The sequence below is a fragment of the Variimorphobacter saccharofermentans genome, from assembly GCF_014174405.1.
Taxonomy (GTDB): domain Bacteria; phylum Bacillota; class Clostridia; order Lachnospirales; family Lachnospiraceae; genus Mobilitalea; species Mobilitalea saccharofermentans.
Map to the genome: position 1 here is coordinate 925,701 of NZ_JACEGA010000001.1, position 25,490 is coordinate 951,190.

Here is a 25,490-nt window from a genome sequence, read left to right on the forward strand (position 1 = left end):
TATGAGTTGGACGAAAGCACAGCAAAAGGTAATTGATACGAGAAATAAGAATCTACTTGTTTCTGCAGCAGCAGGCTCCGGAAAGACTGCTGTGTTAGTAGAGCGTATTATTACTATGATTTCTGAGGGAGAACATCCTCTGGATATAGACCATCTTCTTGTTGTGACCTTTACCAATGCAGCTGCTGCGGAGATGAGAGACCGTATCGGAAAGGCAATTGAGGCAAAGCTGCTTCTTGACCCGGATAATAGGCATCTGCAAAAGCAGGTTTCCTTACTGCAAAGCGCTCAGATTACTACCATCCATAGCTTTTGTTTAAATGTGATTCGGAATTATTTTCATCATATTGATTTGGACCCGACCTTTAAGATCGCAGAGGAATCAGAAATAACTCTGATGAAATCCGATGTGATATCGGAGCTGCTGGAGCAATGGTATGAGGAGGGAAGTGAGGAATTCCATACCTTTGTGGAAAGCTATTCCTATTCCAAATCCGATGCACCCATTGAGGATATTATTTTACAGCTCTATCATTTTTCCATGAGTGATCCGTGGCCGGAGAAGTGGATTGCACAGAAACGTAATCTGTTTGAGATTGATACCTTGCAGGATATGAATCAATCTCCATGGATGAAGGAACTCTTATCCTATGTTCGGGTAGTATTGGAGGATCTACGGAATAAAAATGCAGAGGCTCTAATGCTGTGCCATGAAGCAGATGGACCGTCAGCATATGAGTCTGCCCTGCTATCCGATCGTAATATGCTTGATCTTTTATTGGGTGTTGATACCTATGAGGCATACTCCAGGCTTTTTTCTGAGATCAGCTATGAGCGCTTATCTACGAAAAAAGAAGAGGGTGTTATTGCGTGGAAGAAGGAACGAGTGAAGGAACTTCGGGAACAGGTGAAGAAAGGTATGAAGGACCTGGCGACGCAGTTTTTCTATCAGACACCGGAAGAGATGCATAAGGATCTGCAGAATGTGAAAAAGGTGATGCAGGTGCTTTTTGACCTAACCTTAGAATTTATGAGTGCATTCGCTAAGAAGAAGGAAGAAAAGAATCTAATTGATTTTAATGATATAGAGCATTTTGCTTTGAAAATTCTTGTCAAAGAGCAGCAGGACCAGAACCAGAAACTGCACATTGTACCTTCACAGGCGGCAATGGAGCTCAGCGAATGGTTTGACGAGATATTAATTGACGAGTATCAGGATAGTAATATGGTACAGGAGACAATTTTGCAGAGCATTTCCAAGGAACGTATGGGTAAACCCAATCGGTTCATGGTTGGTGATGTGAAGCAGAGCATCTATAAGTTCCGTTTGGCCATGCCAGAGATATTCATGGAAAAATTCGCAACCTACTCGGACGAAGATGTCACCGGAGACGGTCAGATAAATCATTATCAGCGCATTGATCTGGACAGGAATTTCCGTAGCCGAAAAATAGTATTGGATTATGTCAATCATATATTTGAGCAAATCATGCAAAAATCCATTGGCGGGATTACATATGATGAAGCTGCGGCATTAAAATACGGTGAACTATTTGAAGAAACCCTAGAGGAAAAGGTTGATGATTGGATAAAAGGAAGATTGGCACAGGAGACAGAGCTGCTTCTGGTAACAGAAGAGGAAGCAAAGCAGCAGGAGGACATTCAGCGGACGGAGGAGATGGATTCTGATTCGGAATGGAATGAGGAAGAGGAAGAAGAAGAGGCTGTTTATAGTAAAAAGGAGTTAGAGGCCAGAGCCATTGCGAAAAGAATTAAAGAGCTTACAGATCCCAGAAACGGAATGATGGTTTTTGATCATAAAGCAAAGGCTCACCGTCCGGCATCCTATCGTGATATCGTAATCTTGCTTCGGAGTATGACAGGCTGGTCCGAGGTCTTTGTTAATACACTGATGCAGGAGGGAATACCGGCATATGCAGATACGGGAACTGGATATTTTCAGACTCTGGAGATTATGACAATTCTGAATATGCTTCGGATTATTGATAATCCAAGGCAGGATATTCCCTTTGTCGGAGTGCTGTATTCACCGATAGTAGGACTGACGACTACTGAGCTTGCCATAATTCGAGCTGCGGACAGGAATGGTACCATGTATAATGCTGCATTAAGCTATGTCAAAGAAGGAAGCGATGTTGCATTATTACATAAATTGACGCAATTTCTTGACCAACTGGAAGAGTACCGCTCCATGGTGAATTACAAACCGATACACGAGCTGTTACAACTGGTTTTAGAGCAGACCGGATATATATACTATATAAGTGCACTTCCCGGTGGAGAGCGCCGAAGAGCAAACATTGATATGTTGATTTCCCAAGCGGTACGTTTTGAAAAGGGAAGCTACAGCGGCCTGTTTCATTTTATTCGATATATTGAAAAGCTTCACAAATACGAAGTGGACTTCGGTGAGGCTACCACTGCTGGTGAGCAGGATGATACGGTTCGTATTATGAGTATTCATAAGAGTAAGGGCTTGGAGTTTCCCATTGTAATCGTTGCCGGCATGAGTAAGCAATTTAATACACAGGATATAAGAAGTAAGATTGTGTTACATAATGAATATGGTGTTGGACCGGATTATATCGACAGCGAGCGTAGAACTAAGATTGCTACACTGCCCAAGAAGGTTATTCAGAAGAAGGTTCAGATTGAAAATCTGGGTGAGGAGCTTCGTGTATTATATGTTGCTATGACACGAGCGAAGGAAAAACTGATTATGACCGGTTACTTAAAGTCCATGGAGGAGATTAAGGGTAAGGAATTCACATTTTTTGAGTTGCTGGCAGCAAAAAGCTACCTGGATCTGGTATTGCCAGCCATGGTTAATCGGATGGATACCCTGCAGGTGGATAGGGAGGAGCCATTCATTATAAAAGGTCAGGATATGCTTATAACGGTGCTTCCGAAAAGCCAGCTGTTGAAAGAGGAGATAGCCAGACAATTATTTATCCATCGTGACAGGGAAGAGTTAATGAACATCAATCCGGAGGAAGTGTATGAGGAAGAGTTTCGTAAGGAAATTCGAAAGAGACTGGAATTTACCTATCCATATCAGAAGGAAGCTGGATTAAAGGTTAAGATGACTGTATCGGAATTGAAAAAGCTTGGTCAGTTCATGGATGAGGAGCAGAGTGTTAATCTTTATCAGGATCATAAACTGCCTATGAAGGAGATGACACAAGATAAGAGCATACACACGGAGAAAACCGTCCCCAGTAACACAGAAACCGAAAACGAGGAGTTCGAGGCGACCGTTCCGAACTTTATTTCGCAAAATACTTCAGTAGTCACTGGAACAGATCGGGGAACTCTTTACCATAAGGTACTGGAGCTCATTGATTTACGAAGAACCAATTCATGGGAGGACTTTAATATCGAACTACAACGTCTGGTACAGGCAGGGAAAATTCAGGACAAGGATATCAGACAGTTAAAACTGGATAATATCTACCGCTTTACACAGAGTAGCGTGGCTTCCAGAATGCGTACCGCTCAGAAGGACGGCAAATTATATAAAGAGAAGCAATTTGTATTCGGGATAAAGGCAGCAGAGGTGATACCTTCATCGGACAGTGAAGAATTAATTCTGATACAAGGTATTATTGACGTTTTTTTCGAAGAAGAGGGAGAACTGGTGCTTCTCGATTACAAGTCTGATTTGGTTCGAAATCCGGAGGAGCTTATCAGCCGTTATAAGGTTCAATTAGAATACTATAAGAGGGCCTTAGAACAGATGCTTATGAAAAGAGTTAAAGAAATGATTATTTATTCCCTTCCATTTGGTAGCGAAATCAGAATAGATAGCTAGAAGTTGGGTACACTCTAGAAGATAGAGGCTTTCGTAACAGCCTTATTCCATATCATTAGTTGGGTAATATAGGATTATTCAGAGCTTATAGTACCTAAAGATCAGGAATGATTATGTAGAAGGGTGTGTAATCATGAGTAAAAAGAAGGAAAAGCCAATTGACTTAAGTAAGATAAAACCAGAAGAGGCATTAAAATATGAAATAGCCGAGGAGCTGGGATATCTGGATAAGGTTCTGGCCACAGGCTGGAAGTCACTGACGGCCAAGGAATCAGGTCGTATCGGTGGCATCATGACGAAGAAAAAAAGGGAACAGGAGAAAGCGGAAAAGCAACAGGAAAAAGAAGATGAGTTACAATAAGGGCTTGCTAGGCTAACCTTGAAGGGCTATAGCATAATATTTTACAGGGATTATAACTAACCTCACGCAGACAGAAGTACTTGTTATTGATTTTATATGTCTCAGGCGAATATTTATATTCTCATACGAACAATAAATATTCGCCTGTTTCATACAAAATACATCAACAAGTTCTTCAAACAGTGCATTATGGTAAGATATAATCCCTGCAAATATTATGCAATAGTCTCCATTTATGCTTTGGTACGTATTTGATTTAATTTTAACATTTCAATTCCCAAGAACCCCTTGATTGCCACACAGATACCACCCAGTAATATAGAGGTATCTTGAAGTGCAGAAGGAACAATATGCTGATAGCTGTTCATCTTGCTATTCAGGGATGCCTCAATTTGTTCCGTGATATGAGGAAAATGTATGGTAAAGGAACTGTTTATAATGACAATGTCGGGATTATAGGCATTTAAAATATTATTGATACCAACTGACATATATTTCACAAATTTATTCATAATATCAATCGCATCAGGATCCTTTTGCTCATATGCTTTTTTGAATTGCTCAAAATCGACTTCTTCCATGTTTTTCTTAGCGGCAAATTCATTTAATAAGGTTCTTTCGGATACATATTGTTCAAGACAACCCTTATTTCCACAGGGACATTGCTTCCCGTCTATTTCGATAATCGTATGACCGAATTCGCCTGCTCTACCATTGTACCCAGTATAAAGCTGGTGATTGACAATAATACCAAGACCGATACCGGAATGAACACTGATATTTGCCATATTGGAATAATCATATTGGAATGTTTTCTCTCCAATAACCGATAAATTTGCTTCGTTCTCCAGATATACCGGAGTGTTAAAATGTTGCTCCAATTCCTCGGCCAGATTGATACCGGATAAATTATAATAAGGAGCGAAAGAAACTTGATTATTGGCAATTACACCATGAATACCCAGTGTAATACCAACTAGACCATAGGGAGTATCCTCCGGTAATCGCATCGACTTAACAAGTTGAATCAGTACATTTACGATATTCCCTGTGCTTTTTGGAGTCTTAATCTGCTTTAAGCTACAATCCTCTCCAATCAAATCGGAGACCAATGCGGAGATTGTATCTACACCGATATCAATGCAGATTACATATCCTGCTTTCTTGTTCAAACTTAATAAAATCGGTTTTCTTCCTAAACTTGTATCATCGCTACCAATTTCAATCACCAGTTTTCTATTAATTAATTCTTGTACAATTGCAGATATGGTTGCTTTTGTTAAACCCAGATATTTCGCAATTGCTGCCCGCGAAATTACGGAATGATTAATGATTGTTTCCAAAACTAAATTGGTATTGATATCTCTAATGAGTTCTTTACTGCCTGTTACCATTACAGTCACCTTTCGTAAATAATTTTATTTCATATAATATGCCATATACGTAGCATTGCAGCACCGCAATTTTCTAATAATTAATCTCATGGTAACATACTTTAAATTATTTGCAAATAGTAATATCGTAATTTTTGCATTATAATGGGAAGAACCGATAAACAGAAGCAGAAATAATATCCGCCGCGGAGCCGTTCGCACTTAATTGCACCTAGTAGCGGTACATAAGGCTCTGAAAGACAGAGCCTAAGTACCGACAGGTGCAAATACTCCGCTATGGATATATTTCCTGCATCTGTCTACCGGTTCTTCGCGGTACATAAGGCTCTGAAAAACAGAGCCCAAGTACCGACAGGTGCATATACTCTGTTCTGAATATATATCCGCCACGGAGCCACTTAATATACTATATCATTACGAAGAACCGATAGACAGGAGCAGAAATAATATCCGCCGCGGAGCCGTTCGCACTTAATTGCACCTAGTAGCGGTACATAAGGCTCTGAAAGACAGAGCCTAAGTACCGACTGGTGCAAATACTCCGCTATGGATATATTTCCTGCATCTGTCTACCGGTTCTTCGCGGTACATAAGGCTCTAGAAGACAGAGCCCAAGTACCGAAGGTAAAGAAGCTCCGTACTGGATATATATCCATCCTCCGACTAGCGCCCATCCTATTGGTTCTTCGCGGTACATAAGGCTCTGAAAAACAGAGCCCAAGTACCGACAGGTGCATATACTCTGTTCTGAATATATATCCGCCACGGAGCCACTTAATATACTATATCATTACGAAGAACCGATAGACAGGAGCAGAAATAATATCCGCCGCGGAGCCGTTCGCACTTAATTGCACCTAGTAGCGGTACATAAGGCTCTGAAAGACAGAGCCTAAGTACCGACAGGTGCAAATACTCCGCTATGGATATATTTCCTGCATCTGTCTACCGGATCTTCTTCGGTACATAAGGCTCTAGAAGACAGAGCCCAAGTACCGAAGGTACAGAAGCTCCGTACTGGATATATCAGCTAGCGCCCATCCTATTGGTTCATAACGGTGCATGATTATAAACAGGTTGCTGAAGAGATTTCCTCATTCCGTTACTCTTGTGGGTGCGGTTACAGTTTTTATGTGCGCTTCTTAGGCATCTGAGTGAGCAATCATACAGTATGGGGCTGTGCAGAATATCAGCGGGGGTTATGACTTACCATAATACACTGTCGGAAGAACAAATTGTTGATTTTATATGGATAAGGCGAACATTTATGTCCGCCTGAGACATGTAAAATCAGCAATTTGTACTTCCGTCTGTGTGTGAGGTAAGTCATAACCCCCGCTGGAATATTCTGCAACAGCCCATGTGTCCTAATTATATCAAGCGAACGAAGATACCTTTGAAGCGCTAATACGCTAATAAACTGCAACCGCACCCACAAGAGTAACGGATCAAGGAAATCTCTTCAGCAACCGTCCCTCGAATGATATCTGTGTTGAAAATGTACAGAAAATTCGTTATGATAGGTGGAGAAGCAAGAATTCTTACTAAAGGGGATGTCAGAATGTTGAAAGTATTTTTGGTTGAGGACGAATATGTTGTTAGAGAAGGTATTAAGAATAACATTGCTTGGAAGGAACATGGATTTGACTTTTGTGGTGAAGCCAGTGATGGGGAACTGGCCTATACCCAGATACGCAAGTTAAAACCGGATATCATTATTACCGATATTAAGATGCCATTTATGAATGGATTGGAGCTTAGCAGGTTAGTTAAGAAGGATCTACCCGAGGTTAAGATCATTATCTTAAGCGGATATGAGGACTTTGAATTCGCCAAAGAAGCCATTAATATCGGGATAGAGGAATACTTATTAAAGCCGATTAATGCCCAGGATTTGCTTGATACAGTACAACGGGTAAGCAAAAAGATCATGACAGAAAAGGAAGAAAGAGAGAACATGATGAAATTCCGAAAGGAAATGAGTGAAAATGAAATCCAGAACAAACGGAATTTCTTCCATGAATTAATGGATAACAGCCAATCATTGCCCTATATACTGGATAAAGGTAGGGAATTTGGAATTGATCTTAATGCAGGGTATTACAATATCATCCTCTTTAAAGCAAGCAGAGTAAAGCATCAGGAGGAGAACTTTTCGAATACACTGGTGCAGGCCTATGATGAGCTTACAAGTTATTTTGACAGCCAGAATATCCTGTGGTTCGACCGGAATTTAGAAGGCTTTGCATTACTGATTATGGCGGAGACAGTAAAAGAAATGGAGGAATTACAAGCCACATACATATCACAGATTGAGCAGATTATACGAAAATATAATAAAATAACGTATTTCGGCGGAGTTGGTTGTTATGTCAATCGATTGAGTGAATTATACTTATCCTTTGAGGAGGCCAACAGGGCATTTGCCTATCGATTTATCAAGGATGAGAATCAGTTCCTAGAAGCTGGTGCAATCAGAGAGATCAGACAGCAGGAAGATAATCCTTGGGCAAGCCTTACCGATACGGAGTATCTTGATAAAGAAATTGCAGAGAAGTTTCTCCGTAGTGGAGAGCTTGGGGAAGTAAGCTATTTTGTTGAGGAATACCTCAAGAACTTCAATCAGGCAGCGAAGGATTCCCTGATGTTCCGTCAATATATTGTTATGGACATGTATTTTATAACAGCGAATTTTATTGAAAAGCTGAATTATAAAGAGAGCGGATTTAAGCTCGATAATCCATTTCAGAGTGCGCAGCATATGAACGAAATTGTAGATGATTATGATCATACCCTGAAGTTTATTACGGCACTGTTTACAAAAGCAATCTCCTGCAGAAACGAAGCTGCTACGAAGAAATTTACCAATATTATTGAAGAGGTTAAGGAGTATATACACAAGAACTATCAGAATGAAGAATTATCCTTAAATCAGGTAGCTTCCGTTGTAAATATCAGCCCCAGCTATTTGAGTACAGTGTTTAGCCAGGAGACGGGGCAGACATTCGTTAAATATCTGACGGATTTAAGAATGAATAAAGCCATGGAGCTGTTAATGTGCACCAATAAAAGGAGCAGTGAGATTGGAATAGAGGTAGGGTACAAGGATCCTCACTATTTTTCCTATTTATTTAAAAAGACCCAGGGATGTACACCGTTGCAATATCGTATGAATAAAAGCAAAAGCGGGGAGGATCAGGAGGATGCTAAAGAAAGGTATTAAGAAAATCTATTTGGATTCAAGTCTTGCAGCCAAAATACGACTCTCATATTTTATTATGGTAATTCCGATTTTAATCTTTATCGCTATATGGCTGATCTACTTTTCGGAATATAATAAGCAGTATGATAAACTAATCTATAATACCTCCGCTGCCAGTGCGTTTAGTATAGATTTTAAGAAGGAATTTGATGATAAGGTCTATTTGTATATTATAGGCAGCCGGAGCTACGAGGAAGCGAATCTTCTTAGTGATATCGAAAATGCAAAATCCGTTATTGACAATATTAAGGACATAAAGGATACCAAGAATTCCATGCCACGAATTGCACTGATTGAAAAGTATCTGAGTAATCTTCGAAAGTATGTGGAGATTATCAGAACAAATGTGGAAAAGGGAAATATGTATGATAAGAACATGGAAATCTGGGAAAATGACGTTCAGGTTGTTACCTCGCTTATCCAGGAGACTATATTGGAATATCTTTATTATGAAACCAAGGAAATCGAGACCTATCGTAATGAGATGAACCGAGTATTTGGTCAGATGATAAAAGGTAGTATTCTTCTGATCTTTTTCTTAATGGTAATTACTTTTGTTATATCCTTTGCCATTCCCAGAAGTATTACAAAGCCCATTCGATATCTGGGAAGGATTACAGAACAGGTTTCCCAGGGAGACCTTACGATCCGATCGAAAATCGAAAATGGTGCGGAAGTAAAAATACTAAGTGATTCCCTGAATCAGATGATTCAACGTATCAGTGATTTGTTCGAAACAGTAAAAATCGAACAAAAGAATCTTCGGGAGGCAGAGCTGGAGCTGCTGCAGATTCAGATAAATCCGCATTTTCTTTACAATACTCTGGATACCATCATTTGGCTTGCAGAGGCTGGTAAGCATAAAGAGGTAGTATCAACAGTGGGTGCTTTGTCTGATTTCTTTCGATCCTCATTGAATCAGGGCAAGGATATTATTACAATCGAAGAAGAAACAATACATTTTACCTGCTATCTGAAGATTCAACAGGTACGGTATCAGGATATTCTTGATTATGAGATCAACATTCCTCAAAGCCTCGGTAAATATCTGATACCTAAGATTACCCTGCAGCCTTTAATTGAGAATGCGCTGTATCACGGGATAAAGAACAAGCGTGGAAAAGGTAAGATTGTCATTAGTGGCAGGGAGGAAGAGGATAAATGTGTCCTTATCGTAGAGGATAATGGAATTGGAATGACGGAGGACAGATTACAGCAGGTAATTGAATGCATGAACGGTAATGGACTGACCAAAAATGATTTTTATGGACTATATAATGTGAATGAACGAATTCAACTGAAATTCGGCGAAAACTATGGCATCAGACTTCATAGTATCTTCGGGGAGGGAACCCGGGTGGAAGTTTGCCTTCCCAAACGTAGTATATAATTTAAGTAATTTATTCATAAAGTCTTATAGATTCAAAAAAAATCAACTTATTATTAAAAAAAACGAACTATTCTGATTATGGTGATAAAAAAATGAAATATTATCCATAGAATCTTTATTGTAACTATTACGGATTCTTTGTATTATGTATTTGCAAATAGCAATACATAATCAAGGAGGTAGGGAATAATATGAAAAAAATAGTTGCTTTATTGATCACAATTGCAATGGTATTTTCCATGGTAGCATGTGGTTCAAAGGGAGGAGACAGTCCTGCAAGCGGTGACAAATCCGCTAGCAAATCTGATGGGGCGAGCTCCGGTGATTTAATCGTAGTTGGTTTTTCCCAGGTTGGTGCAGAATCCGATTGGCGTACAGCGAATACCGAATCCATGAAATCAACCTTTACCAAAGAGAACGGCTATGAGTTAATATTTGACGATGCACAGCAAAAACAAGAAAATCAGATTAAAGCAGTTCGTAACTTTATTCAACAGGATGTGGATTACATCGTAATCGCACCGGTTACAGAAACAGGTTGGGATACTGTATTACAAGAAGCAAAGGAAGCAGGAATTCCTGTTATTATCGTTGACCGTATGATCGACGTATCCGATGATAGCTTGTTTACAGCTTGGGTTGGATCTAACTTCCTTCAGGAAGGTTATGATGCAGTAAAATGGCTTGCTGAGTATCTAGAGAAAAATGGTAGAAAAGATGAACAGATCAATATCGTTACCTTACAGGGTACCATCGGTTCTTCCGCACAAATTGGACGTACTGACGGTTTTGCAGAGAAAATGGCAGCTTATCCTAACTGGACTATGTTAGAGAAGCAGACCGGTGAATTCACTCAGTCAAAAGGACAGGAAGTTATGGAATCCTTCTTAAAGTCCTATGATGACATTGACGTTGTAGTAGCTGAGAATGATAATATGGCATTTGGTGCAATTGATGCGATTAAGGCAGCAGGTAAGACCTGTGGACCGAATGGAGATATTATCATCATATCCTTCGATGCTGTAGCAGCTGCATTTGATGCCATGATCGAGGGTACAATGAATGTTTCTATCGAGTGTAATCCTTTACACGGACCTCGTGTAGCTGAGATTATTAAGAAGTTAGAAGCAGGTCAGACAGTAGATAAGCTTCAGTATGTTGAAGAAGGTGTATTCCCCGCTGAAACAGCAGCAGAAATCAAACCAACACGTGCTTACTAATATTTAGGTAATAAAATGTAATGGGTGTGACATATGGGGCTTAAGTGAGCAGGAATAAGCTCCCTGACACACCCATTTTATATATAAAAATTGCTATTTAATTTTTATATAATCATAACCAGGTCAATGAAAGGATGGAGTCCACATGGATCAAAAGAATAAGGTCATATTAACAATGCGGCACATCAGCAAACATTTCCCCGGTGTGGTTGCCTTATCGGATGTAGACTTTACATTACGCGAAGGGGAAATCCATGCATTAATGGGTGAAAATGGAGCGGGAAAATCTACCCTGATCAAGGTACTTACAGGCGTAGAGGAGTTTGAAACGGGGGAAATAAGAGTAGGAGATAACCTTGAATCCATCATTAACCGGTCTCCTCATGAAGCACAGGAGAACGGAATCAGTACGGTATATCAGGAGGTCAATCTGTGTCCGAACCTTACAGTTGCTGAAAATCTGTTTATCGGCCGTGAACCGATGAGATTTGGAATGATTGACTGGAAAACCATGAATAAAAAATCCAAAGAAATACTGCAGGAATTGGATATTGATATAGATGTTACGATAGCACTGGAGAATTACTCCATAGCAATTCAGCAAATGATAGCAATTGCCAGAGCAGTTGATATGTCAGCTAAGGTGCTTATACTGGATGAACCCACATCTTCCTTGGATGACAATGAGGTAGAGAAGCTGTTCCGGTTAATGAGACATTTGAAATCCAAAGGAGTTGGTATCATATTTGTTACCCATTTCCTTGAACAGGTATATGAGGTATGTGACCGTATTACAGTACTCCGCAATGGAGCACTGGTAGGAGAGTACGAAATAGAGTCTCTTCCTAGGGTTCAGCTGGTTGCAAAGATGATGGGTAAGGATTTTGATGACTTGGCTACAATTAAAAAGCAGACCGATAATCAAGGAAAGAATACCGGAGAAGAACTAATTTCGGCAAGACAGCTTAGTCATACTGGTACAATTAAGCCTTTTGATCTTACGATTCATAAGGGAGAGGTAATAGGATTAACTGGGTTACTGGGAAGTGGTCGTTCCGAGCTTGCCAGGGCAATCTACGGTGCGGATAAGGCAGATTCCGGTGAGTTATTCATAAATGGTAAAAAAGTAATGATTAATGCACCCATTGACGCAATGAGAGCGGGTATGGGATATCTGCCGGAGAACCGGAAGGAAGAAGGAATTATTGCGGATCTTTCTGTTAGGGAAAATATTATTATCGCTCTTCAGGCAAAACGGGGAATGTTCCGCCTGCTTAGTAAGAAGGAGCAGGAAGAATTTACGGATAAATATATTGATATTCTTAAAATAAAAACAGCGGATCGTGAGGTTCCCGTAAAGCAGTTGAGCGGTGGTAATCAGCAAAAGGTAATTCTTGGACGATGGCTGTTAAATAACCCGGACTTTTTGATACTTGATGAGCCGACCAGAGGAATTGATGTCGGAACCAAGACAGAGATTCAAAAGCTTGTGGTTTCATTGGCTCAGGAGGGGATGTCCGTTATGTTTATCTCCTCAGAGATAGAAGAAATGATCCGTACCTGTAGCAGGATGGCCGTACTCCGAGATGGATGCAAGGTCAATGAGCTTCATGAGGAGCAGCTGGATCAGGATAGTATAATGAAGGCAATTGCGGGAGGTGCTGGAAATGAATAAGGCAAAGCATTTTATTAATAAAATCACCGGGTATCGATTGTTTCTCCCACTGCTTTGTTTGGCAATCGTACTATTAATCAATGTGATTAAGACACCCAGTTTTTTTGAGATTACCATTAAAAACGGGGTATTCTATGGCTATATTGTTGATATTATTAACCGATCCAGTGAACTGGTAATACTGTCCATCGGTATGACACTGGTTGTAGCGGCTTCCGGAGGTACTGATATATCCGTAGGCGCAGTCAGCGCAGTAGCAGGTGCAATAGCAATCTTTATCCTTGGAGGCGGTGAGACCAGTACGGACTTCTATCATGCTCCCTATATACTGGGCTTCATAGCAGCAATCATAGCAGGATGTGTATGCGGAGCCTGGAATGGTTTCCTGGTGGCGAAAATGAAGATACAGCCCATGGTTGCCACATTAATTCTATATACAGCAGGACGTGGTATAGCGCAATTGATCACCGAGGGACAGATATTGTATCTTCGAGTAGATCATTTTAAACAGCTGGGAAGCTTTATACCGGGAATTCCTTTCCCAACCCCCGTATTTGTGGCGATCATCTGTATCGCGTTAACCATGTTAATATTAAAAAAGACCGCACTTGGATTATACATTCAAACAGTAGGTATTAATGCAAAGGCTGCAAGACTGGTAGGCTTGAACTCTACGATGATTAAATTCCTTTCCTATACCTTCTGTGGTATTTGCTCTGGAATTGCCGGAATGATTATAACATCCCGTGTATATTCCATCGATGCCAATAATGCAGGACTTAATATTGAATTGGATGCAATCCTTGCGGTAGCGCTGGGTGGTAATAATCTGGGCGGAGGTAAATTCTCCTTACTCGGAAGTGTGATTGGAGCTATTACGATACAGGCATTGACCACTACTTTATATGCGATGAAGGTATCGGCAGATCAATTATATGTATATAAAGCGATTGTCGTAATTCTGATTGTAGCTCTGCAATCAACAGAGTTAAAAAGAATGTTACGTAACCTGAAAGCAAAGCTTACGGGAGTACAGGCTGGAAGGAAGGTGGCATAATGAAAATAAAAGGGAAAAAGCTGGATGGAAATCAATTTCTTTTAGTCATAACCATTATTTTATTTGTGTTAATGTACATAGCCGGAATTATCGTATTTAAGGATAAGAACTTTGGTAAATTACAGGTGTTTTTGAATCTGTTTATCAGCAATGCTGGTTTAATTGTAGCAGCAACTGGTATGACGATGGTCATTATTACAGGAGGAATTGATATATCAGTTGGTTCCGTAATTGCCATGACCTGCATGCTGTTAGCCTGGATGATGGAAATAAAGGGAATGGGAGCAGTACCAGCTCTTCTGATTGTACTTGTAATCGGCTTAGTATATGGTTTAATTCAAGGCTGGCTGATAGCCTATCTAAAAATTCAGCCCTTCATTGTTACATTGGCTGGTTTGTTCTTTGCAAGAGGTATGACCGCTGTCATCAGTACAGATATGATTAGTATCAAAAATGAGACCTTCCTCAGTTGGGCAAATGCAAAAATATATTTTCCCTTTGGAGGAACCATGAATCGAAAGGGAGTTATGGTATATCCCTATATCTATCCCAGTGTAATACTAGCATTGTTAATTCTGGTTCTGTTTTTTGTGATACTTAAATATTCAAAATTCGGTCGATCTGTCTATGCAGTCGGAGGAAATGAACAGTCAGCATTACTGATGGGTGTGAATATTCGCAGAACAAAGCTTAAGGTATATGCCATCAATGGTATTCTCGGTACCTTTGCGGGATTTTTATTTGCATTAAATACCTGTGCTGGCTTCGTAGAACAGGCAAAGGGCTTTGAGATGGAGGCAATCGCTTCCTCTGTAATCGGTGGAGCACTATTAACCGGTGGTGTAGGTAATGTATTCGGAACCTTATTCGGTGTATTAATAAAAGGTACCATAGAGACCTTTATCACCTTCCAGGGAACATTGTCTTCCTGGTGGACGAAAATTACCATTGCGATATTGCTTGCATTTTTCATAATCCTTCAAAGCGTGTTAGCGTCGAAAAAGAGAAATGTAAAATAAATCGGGCTGTGTAAAATGATGCATACTGGATGATGACTTACTTCACACATAGGGGGAGTAAGTCATTATTCTGCAAGTTGCATTTTAGCCCTTTTATATCGTATTGGAATAAGGTGTCTAAAGTCTAATCCTTTTCTTGTTATATACTATGTCGAAATGATGGACAATGCGGATTCTTAAATAGAAAGAAATGTAATTGTTTGCTTGACATAAATCCAGTGAATTGGTATATTGATACTATATAGTTTATTCAATTAATCAATTAGAAGTGGCCTGTAAAATAAAATGAGTAGGTTAGGAAATGATATGAATAAGGATATCATCTCCTAAAAAGGGAGAATCCCTTTATAACAACTAAAAAAGGAGTAAAGATTATGCTGTATATTGGTGTGGATTTAGGAACCTCTTCAGTAAAGCTTTTGCTGATGGATGAGGAAGGAAACATTAAAAGTATCGTAACTAGAGAATATGAACTGTATTTTCCGAAGCCGGGCTGGTCAGAGCAAAATCCGGAGGATTGGTATAGCGCATTAGTTGATGGAATAAGGGAATTAACCAAGGATTGCGATAAATCACAGTTTGATGGAATCAGTTTCAGTGGTCAGATGCATGGTATGGTTATTCTGGATGAGAAGGATCAGGTAATTCGTCCTGCTATTCTTTGGAATGATGGACGTACCCAGGCAGAATGTGATTACTTAAACAATGAAATTGGAAGAGAAAAAATCTCATCCTATACGGCAAACATGGCGCTTACCGGTTTTACAGCACCAAAACTTTTATGGGTTAGAAAACATGAGCCTGATAATTTTGCTAAGATTAAGAAGGTTATGCTTCCGAAGGATTATATTGCATACAGATTGTCAGGAATTCATTGTACGGATGTATCCGATGCATCCGGTATGCTGCTATTTGATGTTAAGAATAAACGCTGGTCAAAAGAAATGCTGGATATCTGCGGACTGAAGGAAGAGCAGATGGCTAAGATACATGAGTCCTATCAGGTAGTAGGTACACTGAAGAAAGAAGTTGCACAGGAGCTTGGCTTACCGGAACAGGTAAAAGTAATTGCAGGTGGCGGAGATCAGGCGGTAGCAGCAGTTGGAACCGGAACCGTAGGCGAAGGTAAATGTAATGTTTCACTCGGAACCTCCGGTGTGGTATTTATCTCAACCAAGGAATTTGCTGTGGATAAGAATAATTCTCTTCATGCATTTGCTCATGCAGATGGAAAGTACCATTTTATGGGCGTTATGCTTAGTGCAGCAGCTTCTAACAAGTGGTGGATGGATGAAATCATCGGAACCAAAGAATATGCAAAGGAACAACAGGATATTAAGACTCTGGGAGAGAATAATGTGTTCTTCCTGCCATACCTTATGGGAGAAAGAACTCCTCATAACAACCCGAATGCAAGAGGTACTTTTATCGGAATGACTATGGATACCACTCGTGCTGATATGACACAGGCTGTTTTGGAAGGTGTTGCATTTGCACTCCGTGATTCCTTTGAGATCACCAAATCTCTTGGTGTGGACATTAGCCGAATTCGAATTAATGGCGGCGGTGCAAAGAGTCCGTTGTGGTGTAAGATCATCGCGAATGTGCTGAATGTAAAGGTGGATAAGATTAACTCCGAAGAAGGTCCTGCTTTCGGAGCAGCTATTTTAGCAGCTGTCGGATGTGGCAAATATACTTCAGTGGAAGAGGCTACTTCCAAGTTAATCAAAGTGATTGAAACAACGGAGCAAGACCCTGAAATCGTTGCACGTTATAATAAGAAATATGATATCTTTAAGCAGTTATATCCTACATTGAAGGATATGTACGATAAAATGGTATAAGCGGAGAATTGTTAATCTAATCAGGATTAATCGAAACTATGAATAATAAAGAAGACGGGTTATAGAGTATGCCGGTGTATTGTAAGATGTATTCCCATGGAATTCATACAATTACACCGGCATATTTCTTATGCAATTTCATTTCCATTGATTACATATCTTATATATGATAGAATGTTAAACGGTAAATAAATGCATAATATAATGAATATGGAATGGAAAGGAGCTGCGTATTATGCAGCCATATACCGGATTTGCATCTGTTTATGATATGTTTATGGATAATGTACCCTATGAAGAATGGGCTGAATATATTTGCGATTTATTACGACGCCATCAGATAAACTCCGGTCTTGTTCTGGAGCTGGGTTGTGGTACTGGGAATTTAACCAGGCAATTGGCAGCGAAGGGATATGATATGATTGGGGTGGATAACTCAGAAGAGATGCTTTCGATTGCCAGGGACAAAAGCGAGAACAGTGATGATAGTATCCTGTATCTATGTCAGGATATGAGAGAATTTGAGCTTTACGGGACAGTGTCTGCCGCAATCAGTGTCTGTGACAGTATGAATTATATCCTCACAGAGGAGGATCTGTTAAAGGTGTTCCGCCTAGTCAATAATTATCTTGATCCGAAGGGTATCTTTATCTTTGATTTAGATACCCAATATGCATATCAGGAGGTACTCGGAGATCATACCATAGCTGAGAACCGTGAGGAGGGAAGCTTTATCTGGGAGAATACGTACTATGAGCAGGAAATGATAAATGAAGTCAATTTGACTTTATTCATTCCAGAGCAGGATGATTCCTTCCAGAGCGCAAAGATGAATAATGACAACGCTGGACTCTTTCGACGATATGAAGAGACCCACTATCGAAGAGCCTATACCATAGATACTATGAAACGATTGATCGAAGAGGCTGGTATGGAGTGGATAACAGTCTATGATGCTTATACAGTGGAAGAGCCTAAGGAAGATAGTGAACGTGTATATATTATAGCAAGAGAAAAATGGCAAGCAGATAAGTTATATGTAAATAAAGAATAATTCTTATGTGAATAATGATTAGGATATGAAAGAATAGGGTGTATTGTTTGACACCATGGAGGTAGGAATGTCAGATTATATTGTTAGGGCAACTGCTGCAGACAACCAGATTCGTGTCTTTGCAGCAACAACGAGGGAACTGGTGGAGTATGCCAGAAGCGTACATGACACAAGCCCGGTCGTAACAGCAGCACTTGGAAGACTGTTGACCGCCGGTGCTATGATGGGAAGCATGATGAAGGGTGAGAAGGATATTCTGACTCTTCAGATTAAAGGTAGCGGACCAATTGAAGGATTAACCGTTACTGCTGATACAAAAGGAAATGTTAAAGGCTATGCATATCAGCCCCAGGTAATACTTCATGCGAATGATAAAGGAAAGCTTGATGTCGGAGGTGCTGTCGGAGCTGGGATGTTAAGTGTGATAAAGGATTTGGGCTTAAAGGAACCATATGTAGGACAAACCCATCTGGTATCCGGCGAGATTGCAGAGGACTTAACCTATTATTTTGCTGCCAGTGAACAGGTGCCCTCTGTAGTCGCACTGGGTGTTTTGATGAATAAAGACAATACGGTACGCCGGGCAGGAGGATTTATCATACAGCTGATGCCCTTTGCCGAAGAACGGGTCATAGACGGTCTGGAGAAGAAAATTTCTGAGATCAGCAGTATTACGTCTTTATTGGATCAGGATATGACACCGGAAATGATTTTAGAGTACATTTTATCTGATTTCGGCTTAGAAATCACGGATCGTATTCCGACTGCATTTTACTGTAACTGTACGAAGGAAAGAGTGGAGAAGGCCATTGTATCTATTGGAAAGAAAGACATTCAAGAAATGATAGATGACAATCAGCCCATTGAAGTAAACTGCCATTTCTGTAATCAGCATTATGAATTTACGATAGAAGAGCTAAAAGAAATCGTAAAGCGCAGCAGCTAGTAATATATTACAAAAAAATGATAAGGTAATACATTGTCAGAAACCAGGAATAAGGATAAAATGTTAAAGCTATAAGGAATTCGGACTTAATTGTCTGCATTCCATAAGTGCATTACTATGCAATATAACGCTGACACCCAATGCCGAGGTGCTTCAGTAGAATGGAGGGTTATATGAATTACGGTTATTTTGATGAGAAAAATAAGGAGTATGTTATTACAAGGCCTGATACACCGGCACCTTGGGCGAATTATCTTGGTTCACCGGAATACGGTGCAATCATTTCGAACAATGCAGGCGGGTACAGCTTTGTAAAAAGCGGTGCTAACGGAAGAATCACACGTTACATCTTCAATCAGGAGGATAAACCGGGGAGATATGTTTATCTTCGAGATGACGATGAGAATGATTATTGGTCCGCTTCCTGGCAGCCTGTTGGTAAACCATTGAGTGAATATCAAAATCAATGTCACCATGGTACAGCGTATACAACAATAAAGGCACAGTATAAGGGTATAGAGTCAGAAGTTCTTTATTATGTTCCGCTGAATAAGACCCATGAGGTGTGGAAGGTTACTATAAAGAATGCCAGTGATAAACCACGTAATATTTCCGCCTTTGGATTTATTGAATTTACAAATGAAAGCAATTACGAAAATGATCAGGTAAATCTGCAGTATACTTTATTTATTACAAAGACCTATTTCAAAGGGAATAAGATTCTGCAGGTGATTAATGAGAATGATGGTAAGAATGCCGAAGGCTCCAATGGAAGAGAGCGTTTCTTCGGACTGGCCGGAGCAAAGGTAGAATCTTATAATGGTGACAAATCGCATTTTATTGGAAGCTATAGAAGCTTTGGTAATCCGATTGCGGTTGAAAATGGCTCCTGTGATAATGTATTAAACTATAATTCCAATGCCTGTGGAGCACTTCACACTAAGATGACACTGAAGCCGGGAGAACAAAAGGAATTTATATTCCTTCTTGGACAAAAGAATGATAAGGAATCCAGTGATATTCTTTCATATTATAATGAGCCCGGTGTAGTGGATAAAGAATTAAGTGAATTAAAGAGCTACTGGCATGGTAAATTAGCCAACTTCCAGGTAAAAACACCGGATGATAATTTCAATGCCATGTTAAATACATGGAATGCATATCAATGCTTTATCACCTTTATTTGGTCAAGAGCAGCATCCTTTATCTATGCGGGACTTAGAAATGGTTATGGATACCGTGATACGGTTCAGGATATTCAGGGTATTATTCATCTGGATCCTGAAATGGCGAGAGAGAAAATCTGGTTTATGTTATCTGCACAGGTAGATAACGGCGGTGGTCTGCCATTAGTTAAATTTGATCATAATGCAGGACATGAAGATACTCCGGATGATGCCTCCTATGTACAGGCAACCGGCCATCCGGCATACCGTGCAGATGATGCACTTTGGTTGTTCCCCACTGTCTATAAATATATGGCTGAGACCGGTGATAAGAACTTCCTGGATGAGGTGATTCCGTATGCCAATAAGGATGAAGGAACAGTGTACGATCATTTAAAGAGAGCAATTAACTTCTCCATGGAGCGTCTCAGTGTTCACAAGATGCCTGCGGGCCTTCACGCTGACTGGAATGACTGCCTGAGACTCGGCAAAAAAGGAGAATCAACCTTTGTTGCAATGCAGTTATATTATGCAATGTCTGTAATTCGTAATATTGCGGAAGATAAGAAGGATACTGAATATCTTGCTTATCTGGATAAGGTACAGACAGAACTGAAGGATACCATTAATAATAATTGCTGGGAAGAGGATCGTTTTATTCGAGGCTTCAAGGAGGATGGACAGGTAATCGGTTCCAAGAAGGACCCGGAAGCCAGCATGTGGGTAAATCCTCAGTCATGGGCAGTAATCAGCGGTCTAGCTTCCAAGGATCAGGCAGAGAAAGCCTTAGAAAGTGTGCACCGCGAACTAAATACCAAGTATGGTGTAAGAACGATGGCACCCTCCTATGTGGATCATGCTTTTGATGGAGCGTTGGCTATTCTGTTCAATCCGTCAACAAAGGAAAACGGTGGTATTTTCTCACAGCCACAGGGATGGATTATTCTTGCTGAGGCATTGATGGGTCATGGAAATCGTGCTTATGAATACTTTACAGAAACATGCCCTGCTACCCAGAATGATCATGCAGAAATTCGTGTAATCGAACCCTATGCACATGGTCAGTTTACCGAAGCGAATGAGAGTCCGTTCTATGGAAGATCTCATACGCATTGGCTCACCGGAACAGCATCCACAGTAATGGTTGGCTGTGTAGAAGGTATTCTGGGTATGAGACCGGATTTAAATGGTCTGACCATAGCTCCTAGTATTCCTAGCGAATGGAAAGAGTTCTCCATTGAAAAGACCTTCCGTGGCAAGAAATTGAACATAAAAGTACAGAATCCCAATGGTGCCGAAAGTGGCTGCAAAGAATTCTATGTTAACGGAGTAAAACAAGAGACCAATTACCTTCCTGAATCTATGATGAAGGATGTAAATGATATTTTACTTGTAATGTAGTTTTTATATAACAGGGAAGAACCGATAGGATTAATGCAGAGAAACATATCCTCCGCGGAGCCGTTTCCACTAAGTTGCACTGCGTAACGGTACATAAGGCCCTAAAGAACAGAGCCTAAGTACCGACGCGTGCAAATACTCCGCTCTGGATATGTTTTCTGCATTCGACCTATCGGTTCTTCGTCGGTACATAAGGCCCTGAAGAACAGAGCCTAAGTACCGACTAGTATAAATATTTCGCTTTAATTTGTAATATAAGTTATAAGATGTATAAAAGTGAATTTAATCCACTCTGAGTAGGAATGATATCAGATATAGTATCACTAAGGCTATATGATATCGTACTTTAGGGTGGATTTTTTTGTGATCTTCTTGTTCTGCTTTATGAATTGAATCTAAGTTAGGAATACTATGTTTGTGAAACGTAATACATCAGGTTGTCGTCTAATCACTGAAAGAAACTTTACATAGTCTTAACAAAGGTGAAATCATGAAGAGATAGATATATGTTTGGATATCATGAGAGGTAAGGAGAGGGTTTTATGCGCAAAGCAAAATATATGGTAGCAGTAATTCTGGTTTTGATCCTTTTTTTAGAAGGATGCAGTGGCTGTAAAGCAATAATAGAAGAAGGAGAAATCAATAATTCTTCTTCGTATAACGGTAAGGAAAATGATGATGAACAAGACATGGATCACAGTAATGTGAATGTAGATGAGCAAGGCAAGGATAACGTCGATGACAGCAGTGATATGCCCGACGCAACACTTTATCGATTCCAGGCGGTAATTATCGATGCCGGTGATTCGATACTGGTAGCTCCCAATGAAGACAGCAATGAATATCGATCCTCGGATAAAATATTCGTAAGTATTACGAACGCAATCATCCGGAATGAGAACGGAGAGGAAATAGATGCTGCGAAGCTGGAAGCAGGAGATCAGGTACAAATAGAATATAATGGGGCGATTCGGGAATCCTATCCGGCTCAGATGGATGCTTCCGGGGTTCAGGTAATTAAGAAAAACATATTAATGAAAGGCTACCTGGCAATAATTGATGATATATATCAGGAAGATGATGCATTAAACTACGAGATTACAAAAATAGCAGTGGATACAACCGGGTGGAGTGATATCACTGCTCTGGAAAAGGAGATTCTATTGTCGGAACTGGGAAGAATATATGGATATGAGATAATCGAAGGAACCTTTGATGAGCTTGCGAAGCAAGGAGTGATCGATAAGGAGAATCTTTATTTTCCCGATGGTATCCTAATCACATTATCAAATATATCCTATAACGAGAAGAAGCGCGAAATAAAATGTTCAATTAAAAAGTGGAGAAGCGGGCTGGGAGCCATCGGATCGGATAAGGTTACCGCAAGCTATGATGGTTCAGAGTGGTCAATCAAGAAGGAAGATATGTGGATTAGCTAATAATGCATCGATAGTAATACTTGTTTATCAGTTTTATGTATTGGTGAGCATGTAAAATAAGCACAGCACAACCAGGAATACAAGATTATACAGCGAAAAAACACCTAAGTATTTACCTGGTTTTGCATGTTCCGTTTTGCAGTAGAATTTATATGATATTAAGCTTGCTAAGGATGCAACCAAGGTACCTAATCCTCCGATATCGGTACCGAGGATTAATGCTTTATAATTATCGGTGAAAGCGGATAATAGAACCGCAGTAGGGACATTGCTGATAATCTGGCTTGCTATTAGTGCAACAGTAAGCTCCCTGCTGACCAGTAAATTACCCAGATAATTCCTGATTACTGGAATGTTACCAATGTTACCAACAAATATAAAGAAGCAGACAAAGGTAAGAAGAAGGGAATAATCCACCTTTCTCAATATCTTGCGATCAAAGATTAAAATAACGACGAATACAATTAATAAAGTAAGACGATAGTCGAGTATTCGTATTACACAGGTAAGACAGACAAGAAAGAGAATGCAATACATGGTTAGCATGTAGCGTTTCTTATTGTCTGTTTTTTTCTCTTCACTTTTATTTATTATAGTAAGTTGAAGTGTTTCTTTTTTCATTAGGATTATCGTAATACTCAGTAATAAGAAGGATAGGATCGTATAGGGTAAGGTGATTTGTAAAAAATCAATCATTGATACATAATAAGTATTGTATAAATATAAATTCTGCGGATTTCCAATCGGAGTTAACATACTTCCCAGATTGGCAGCAATGGTATCCAGAACAATTACGGGTATAAAATACTTTTCCTGACCTGTCATCCTTAATATCATTATGGCAAAAGGGACAAAGGTTATTAATGCAACATCATTTGTGATAAGCATGGAGGAAAAGAACGAAAGACTAATAAATACAAAGCTTAATGAACGAATGTTTTGAACCTTTTTTAAAAGCTTTTCAGACACTCGAATAAATATACCGGTATCATTGAGTCCGGCGACTACCGCCATAAGACAGAATAGAAGGCTCAGTACACGAAGGTCCAGATAAGAAATGTAATGAAGGCTGGGCTTTACAAAGAACATGGTTACTATTGCTACGAAGGCAGAAATCAGAAGCACTGTTTCAGTTTTTATTAGATGTTTTACTCTAGCATATAATTTCATCATAATTCGTTTCCTTAATTATTACTATATTATTTATGTATTTGGATAATCAATACCCCGATAAATTCTACGTCAATTAAGATAAAAATGCAATCATTGATTTTGATATTGCATGATTAGGTATTGGGTGATAAAATCTATATGTTGACGACAAAGAATGATTTGATTTTCCATATAAATACAATAAGGGATATTAGAGGATGAAACACAAAGCGGTGTTTACTGACGAGGAGATACTTGCATGGAACAAATAGCAGTGAAACAACCAGGGGAAGGGACAGGAACTGCAAGGGATTATCTTTTTGATAATTTAAGAGCAATTTTAATTATATTAGTGGTATGGGGACATTTACTTACCTCGATGATGGGTGAGTCCGATGTAATAAAAAGTATTTATTATTTTATTTTCTTTTTTCATATGCCTGCAATGACTTTTGTTTCAGGTTATTTCTCTAAGAATCTGGAGAAGGTCAGAAGCAATGCCTTTGTAACGATATTAATACCTTATGTAATATTAAATATTTTAAATTATTCCTATAAGGTATTGGTCATTAAGGAATCGCTTTCTGGCTTTAAATTATTACGGCCATATTGGGGATTGTGGTATCTTCTGGCGCTATTTCTTTGGAAATTCTTTCTAAAGGATTTGGTGAAAATACGCTTTCTCCTGCCTTTAAGCTTTATTATAGCTTTACTTAGTGGATTTAGTAGTGAATTTGCGGATTATATGGCTCTCGGAAGGACAATCTGCTTTTTCCCGTTCTTCTTACTCGGTTATTATTGTACGAAGGAGCATGTGGAGCGGATTCGAAAAATACCGAGGGTGTTTTCCTATATAGCAATCGTAGTTGTAGGTGGATTATCTACTTATATCGTATATCAGGATATATTTAAAGTAGAAGTTCTGTACCTAAGAAGGCCATATCCGGAAGACATCAAATTGAAATCCATGTTATTCCGATGCTTAGTATATGTGATTGCGATTATTATGATTTTGGTATTAACGAATGTTATGACTGCCAGAAGAACCTTTTTAACAAAGGTTGGAGCCAGTACGATGACAGTCTATATACTTCATTTATTTACAATACCACTATTAGAAAAATATGAGATTCTAAAGGATAAGCCATATTGGTATCTTTTATATTCTGTTTTGATGACGGCACTGATTACATTTTTATATACAAGACCGATAGTGAAACGGATATATGATGGGTTTATTGATTTTCTAACCGGTATCATCGTGAAAGAAAACTAGAA

At 39.5% G+C, this 25,490-nt stretch carries 16 protein-coding genes; 14 read left to right on the top strand and 2 right to left on the bottom strand.

The annotated features are described in order from the left end of the window. The first annotated feature begins 1 nt into the window (after position 1). Together addA and H0486_RS04165 are read left to right on the top strand one after the other, a co-directional pair. Positions 2-3,832: a helicase-exonuclease AddAB subunit AddA gene (gene addA, locus H0486_RS04160; RefSeq protein WP_228351789.1), complete on the top strand. Its 3,831-nt coding sequence runs from the start codon at positions 2-4 to the stop codon at positions 3,830-3,832. 133 nt (positions 3,833-3,965) lie between these two features. After that, positions 3,966-4,193, top strand: coding sequence for a small, acid-soluble spore protein, alpha/beta type (locus H0486_RS04165; protein ID WP_228351790.1), 228 nt, complete (start codon positions 3,966-3,968; stop codon positions 4,191-4,193). A gap of 233 nt (positions 4,194-4,426) precedes the next feature. Here the strand turns inward: H0486_RS04165 and H0486_RS04170 are convergent, their stop codons facing one another. After that, the gene (locus tag H0486_RS04170) at positions 4,427-5,587 is read right to left on the bottom strand and encodes an ROK family transcriptional regulator (protein WP_228351791.1); all 1,161 of its coding nucleotides are present in this window, start codon (positions 5,585-5,587) and stop codon (positions 4,427-4,429) included. A gap of 1,561 nt (positions 5,588-7,148) precedes the next feature. Between H0486_RS04170 and H0486_RS04175 the strand changes: the two genes are divergently transcribed. From H0486_RS04175 to H0486_RS04225, 11 genes are all read left to right on the top strand, one after another. Next, positions 7,149-8,810 (top strand): response regulator, encoded by a 1,662-nt coding sequence (locus H0486_RS04175; RefSeq protein WP_228351792.1) that lies wholly within the window; start codon positions 7,149-7,151, stop codon positions 8,808-8,810. After that, positions 8,791-10,239: a sensor histidine kinase gene (locus H0486_RS04180; RefSeq protein WP_228351793.1), complete on the top strand. Its 1,449-nt coding sequence runs from the start codon at positions 8,791-8,793 to the stop codon at positions 10,237-10,239. The genes H0486_RS04175 and H0486_RS04180 overlap by 20 nt, the downstream gene beginning before the upstream one ends. A 191-nt stretch (positions 10,240-10,430) precedes the next feature. After that, entirely contained in the window at positions 10,431-11,459 is a 1,029-nt protein-coding gene (locus H0486_RS04185) for an ABC transporter substrate-binding protein (protein ID WP_228351794.1), read from the top strand. Positions 11,460-11,604: 145 nt separating this feature from the next. Next, entirely contained in the window at positions 11,605-13,134 is a 1,530-nt protein-coding gene (locus H0486_RS04190; RefSeq protein ID WP_228351795.1) for a sugar ABC transporter ATP-binding protein, read from the top strand. Then, the gene (locus H0486_RS04195; RefSeq protein WP_228351796.1) at positions 13,127-14,191 is read left to right on the top strand and encodes an ABC transporter permease; all 1,065 of its coding nucleotides are present in this window, start codon (positions 13,127-13,129) and stop codon (positions 14,189-14,191) included. Before H0486_RS04190 ends, H0486_RS04195 begins: the two co-directional genes overlap by 8 nt. Continuing rightward, the gene (locus H0486_RS04200) at positions 14,191-15,210 is read left to right on the top strand and encodes an ABC transporter permease subunit (RefSeq protein ID WP_228351797.1); all 1,020 of its coding nucleotides are present in this window, start codon (positions 14,191-14,193) and stop codon (positions 15,208-15,210) included. The genes H0486_RS04195 and H0486_RS04200 overlap by 1 nt, the downstream gene beginning before the upstream one ends. Before the next feature lie 374 nt (positions 15,211-15,584). Further along, positions 15,585-17,054, top strand: a complete 1,470-nt coding sequence (gene xylB / locus H0486_RS04205) for a xylulokinase (protein ID WP_228351798.1) — start codon at positions 15,585-15,587, stop codon at positions 17,052-17,054. 235 nt (positions 17,055-17,289) lie between these two features. Continuing rightward, positions 17,290-18,108 carry a class I SAM-dependent DNA methyltransferase gene (locus H0486_RS04210; RefSeq protein ID WP_228351799.1) on the top strand — a complete coding sequence of 273 codons (819 nt, stop codon included), beginning with the start codon at positions 17,290-17,292 and terminating at the stop codon, positions 18,106-18,108. A 67-nt stretch (positions 18,109-18,175) separates the two neighbouring features. Further along, positions 18,176-19,054 (top strand): Hsp33 family molecular chaperone HslO, encoded by an 879-nt coding sequence (gene hslO, locus H0486_RS04215; protein ID WP_228351800.1) that lies wholly within the window; start codon positions 18,176-18,178, stop codon positions 19,052-19,054. Positions 19,055-19,227: 173 nt separating this feature from the next. Continuing rightward, positions 19,228-21,621 carry a GH36-type glycosyl hydrolase domain-containing protein gene (locus H0486_RS04220; protein ID WP_228351801.1) on the top strand — a complete coding sequence of 798 codons (2,394 nt, stop codon included), beginning with the start codon at positions 19,228-19,230 and terminating at the stop codon, positions 21,619-21,621. A gap of 542 nt (positions 21,622-22,163) precedes the next feature. Next, on the top strand, positions 22,164-23,060 hold the full coding sequence (locus H0486_RS04225; protein ID WP_228351802.1) for a DUF3221 domain-containing protein: 897 nt from the start codon (positions 22,164-22,166) through the stop codon (positions 23,058-23,060). A 33-nt stretch (positions 23,061-23,093) separates the two neighbouring features. Here the strand turns inward: H0486_RS04225 and H0486_RS04230 are convergent, their stop codons facing one another. Beyond that, complete coding sequence (locus H0486_RS04230; protein ID WP_228351803.1) at positions 23,094-24,233, bottom strand: SLC13 family permease; 1,140 nt, start codon at positions 24,231-24,233, stop codon at positions 23,094-23,096. Between the two features lie 238 nt (positions 24,234-24,471). Between H0486_RS04230 and H0486_RS04235 the strand changes: the two genes are divergently transcribed. After that, positions 24,472-25,488 (top strand): acyltransferase family protein, encoded by a 1,017-nt coding sequence (locus H0486_RS04235; protein WP_228351804.1) that lies wholly within the window; start codon positions 24,472-24,474, stop codon positions 25,486-25,488. The last annotated feature ends 2 nt before the right edge of the window (positions 25,489-25,490 follow it).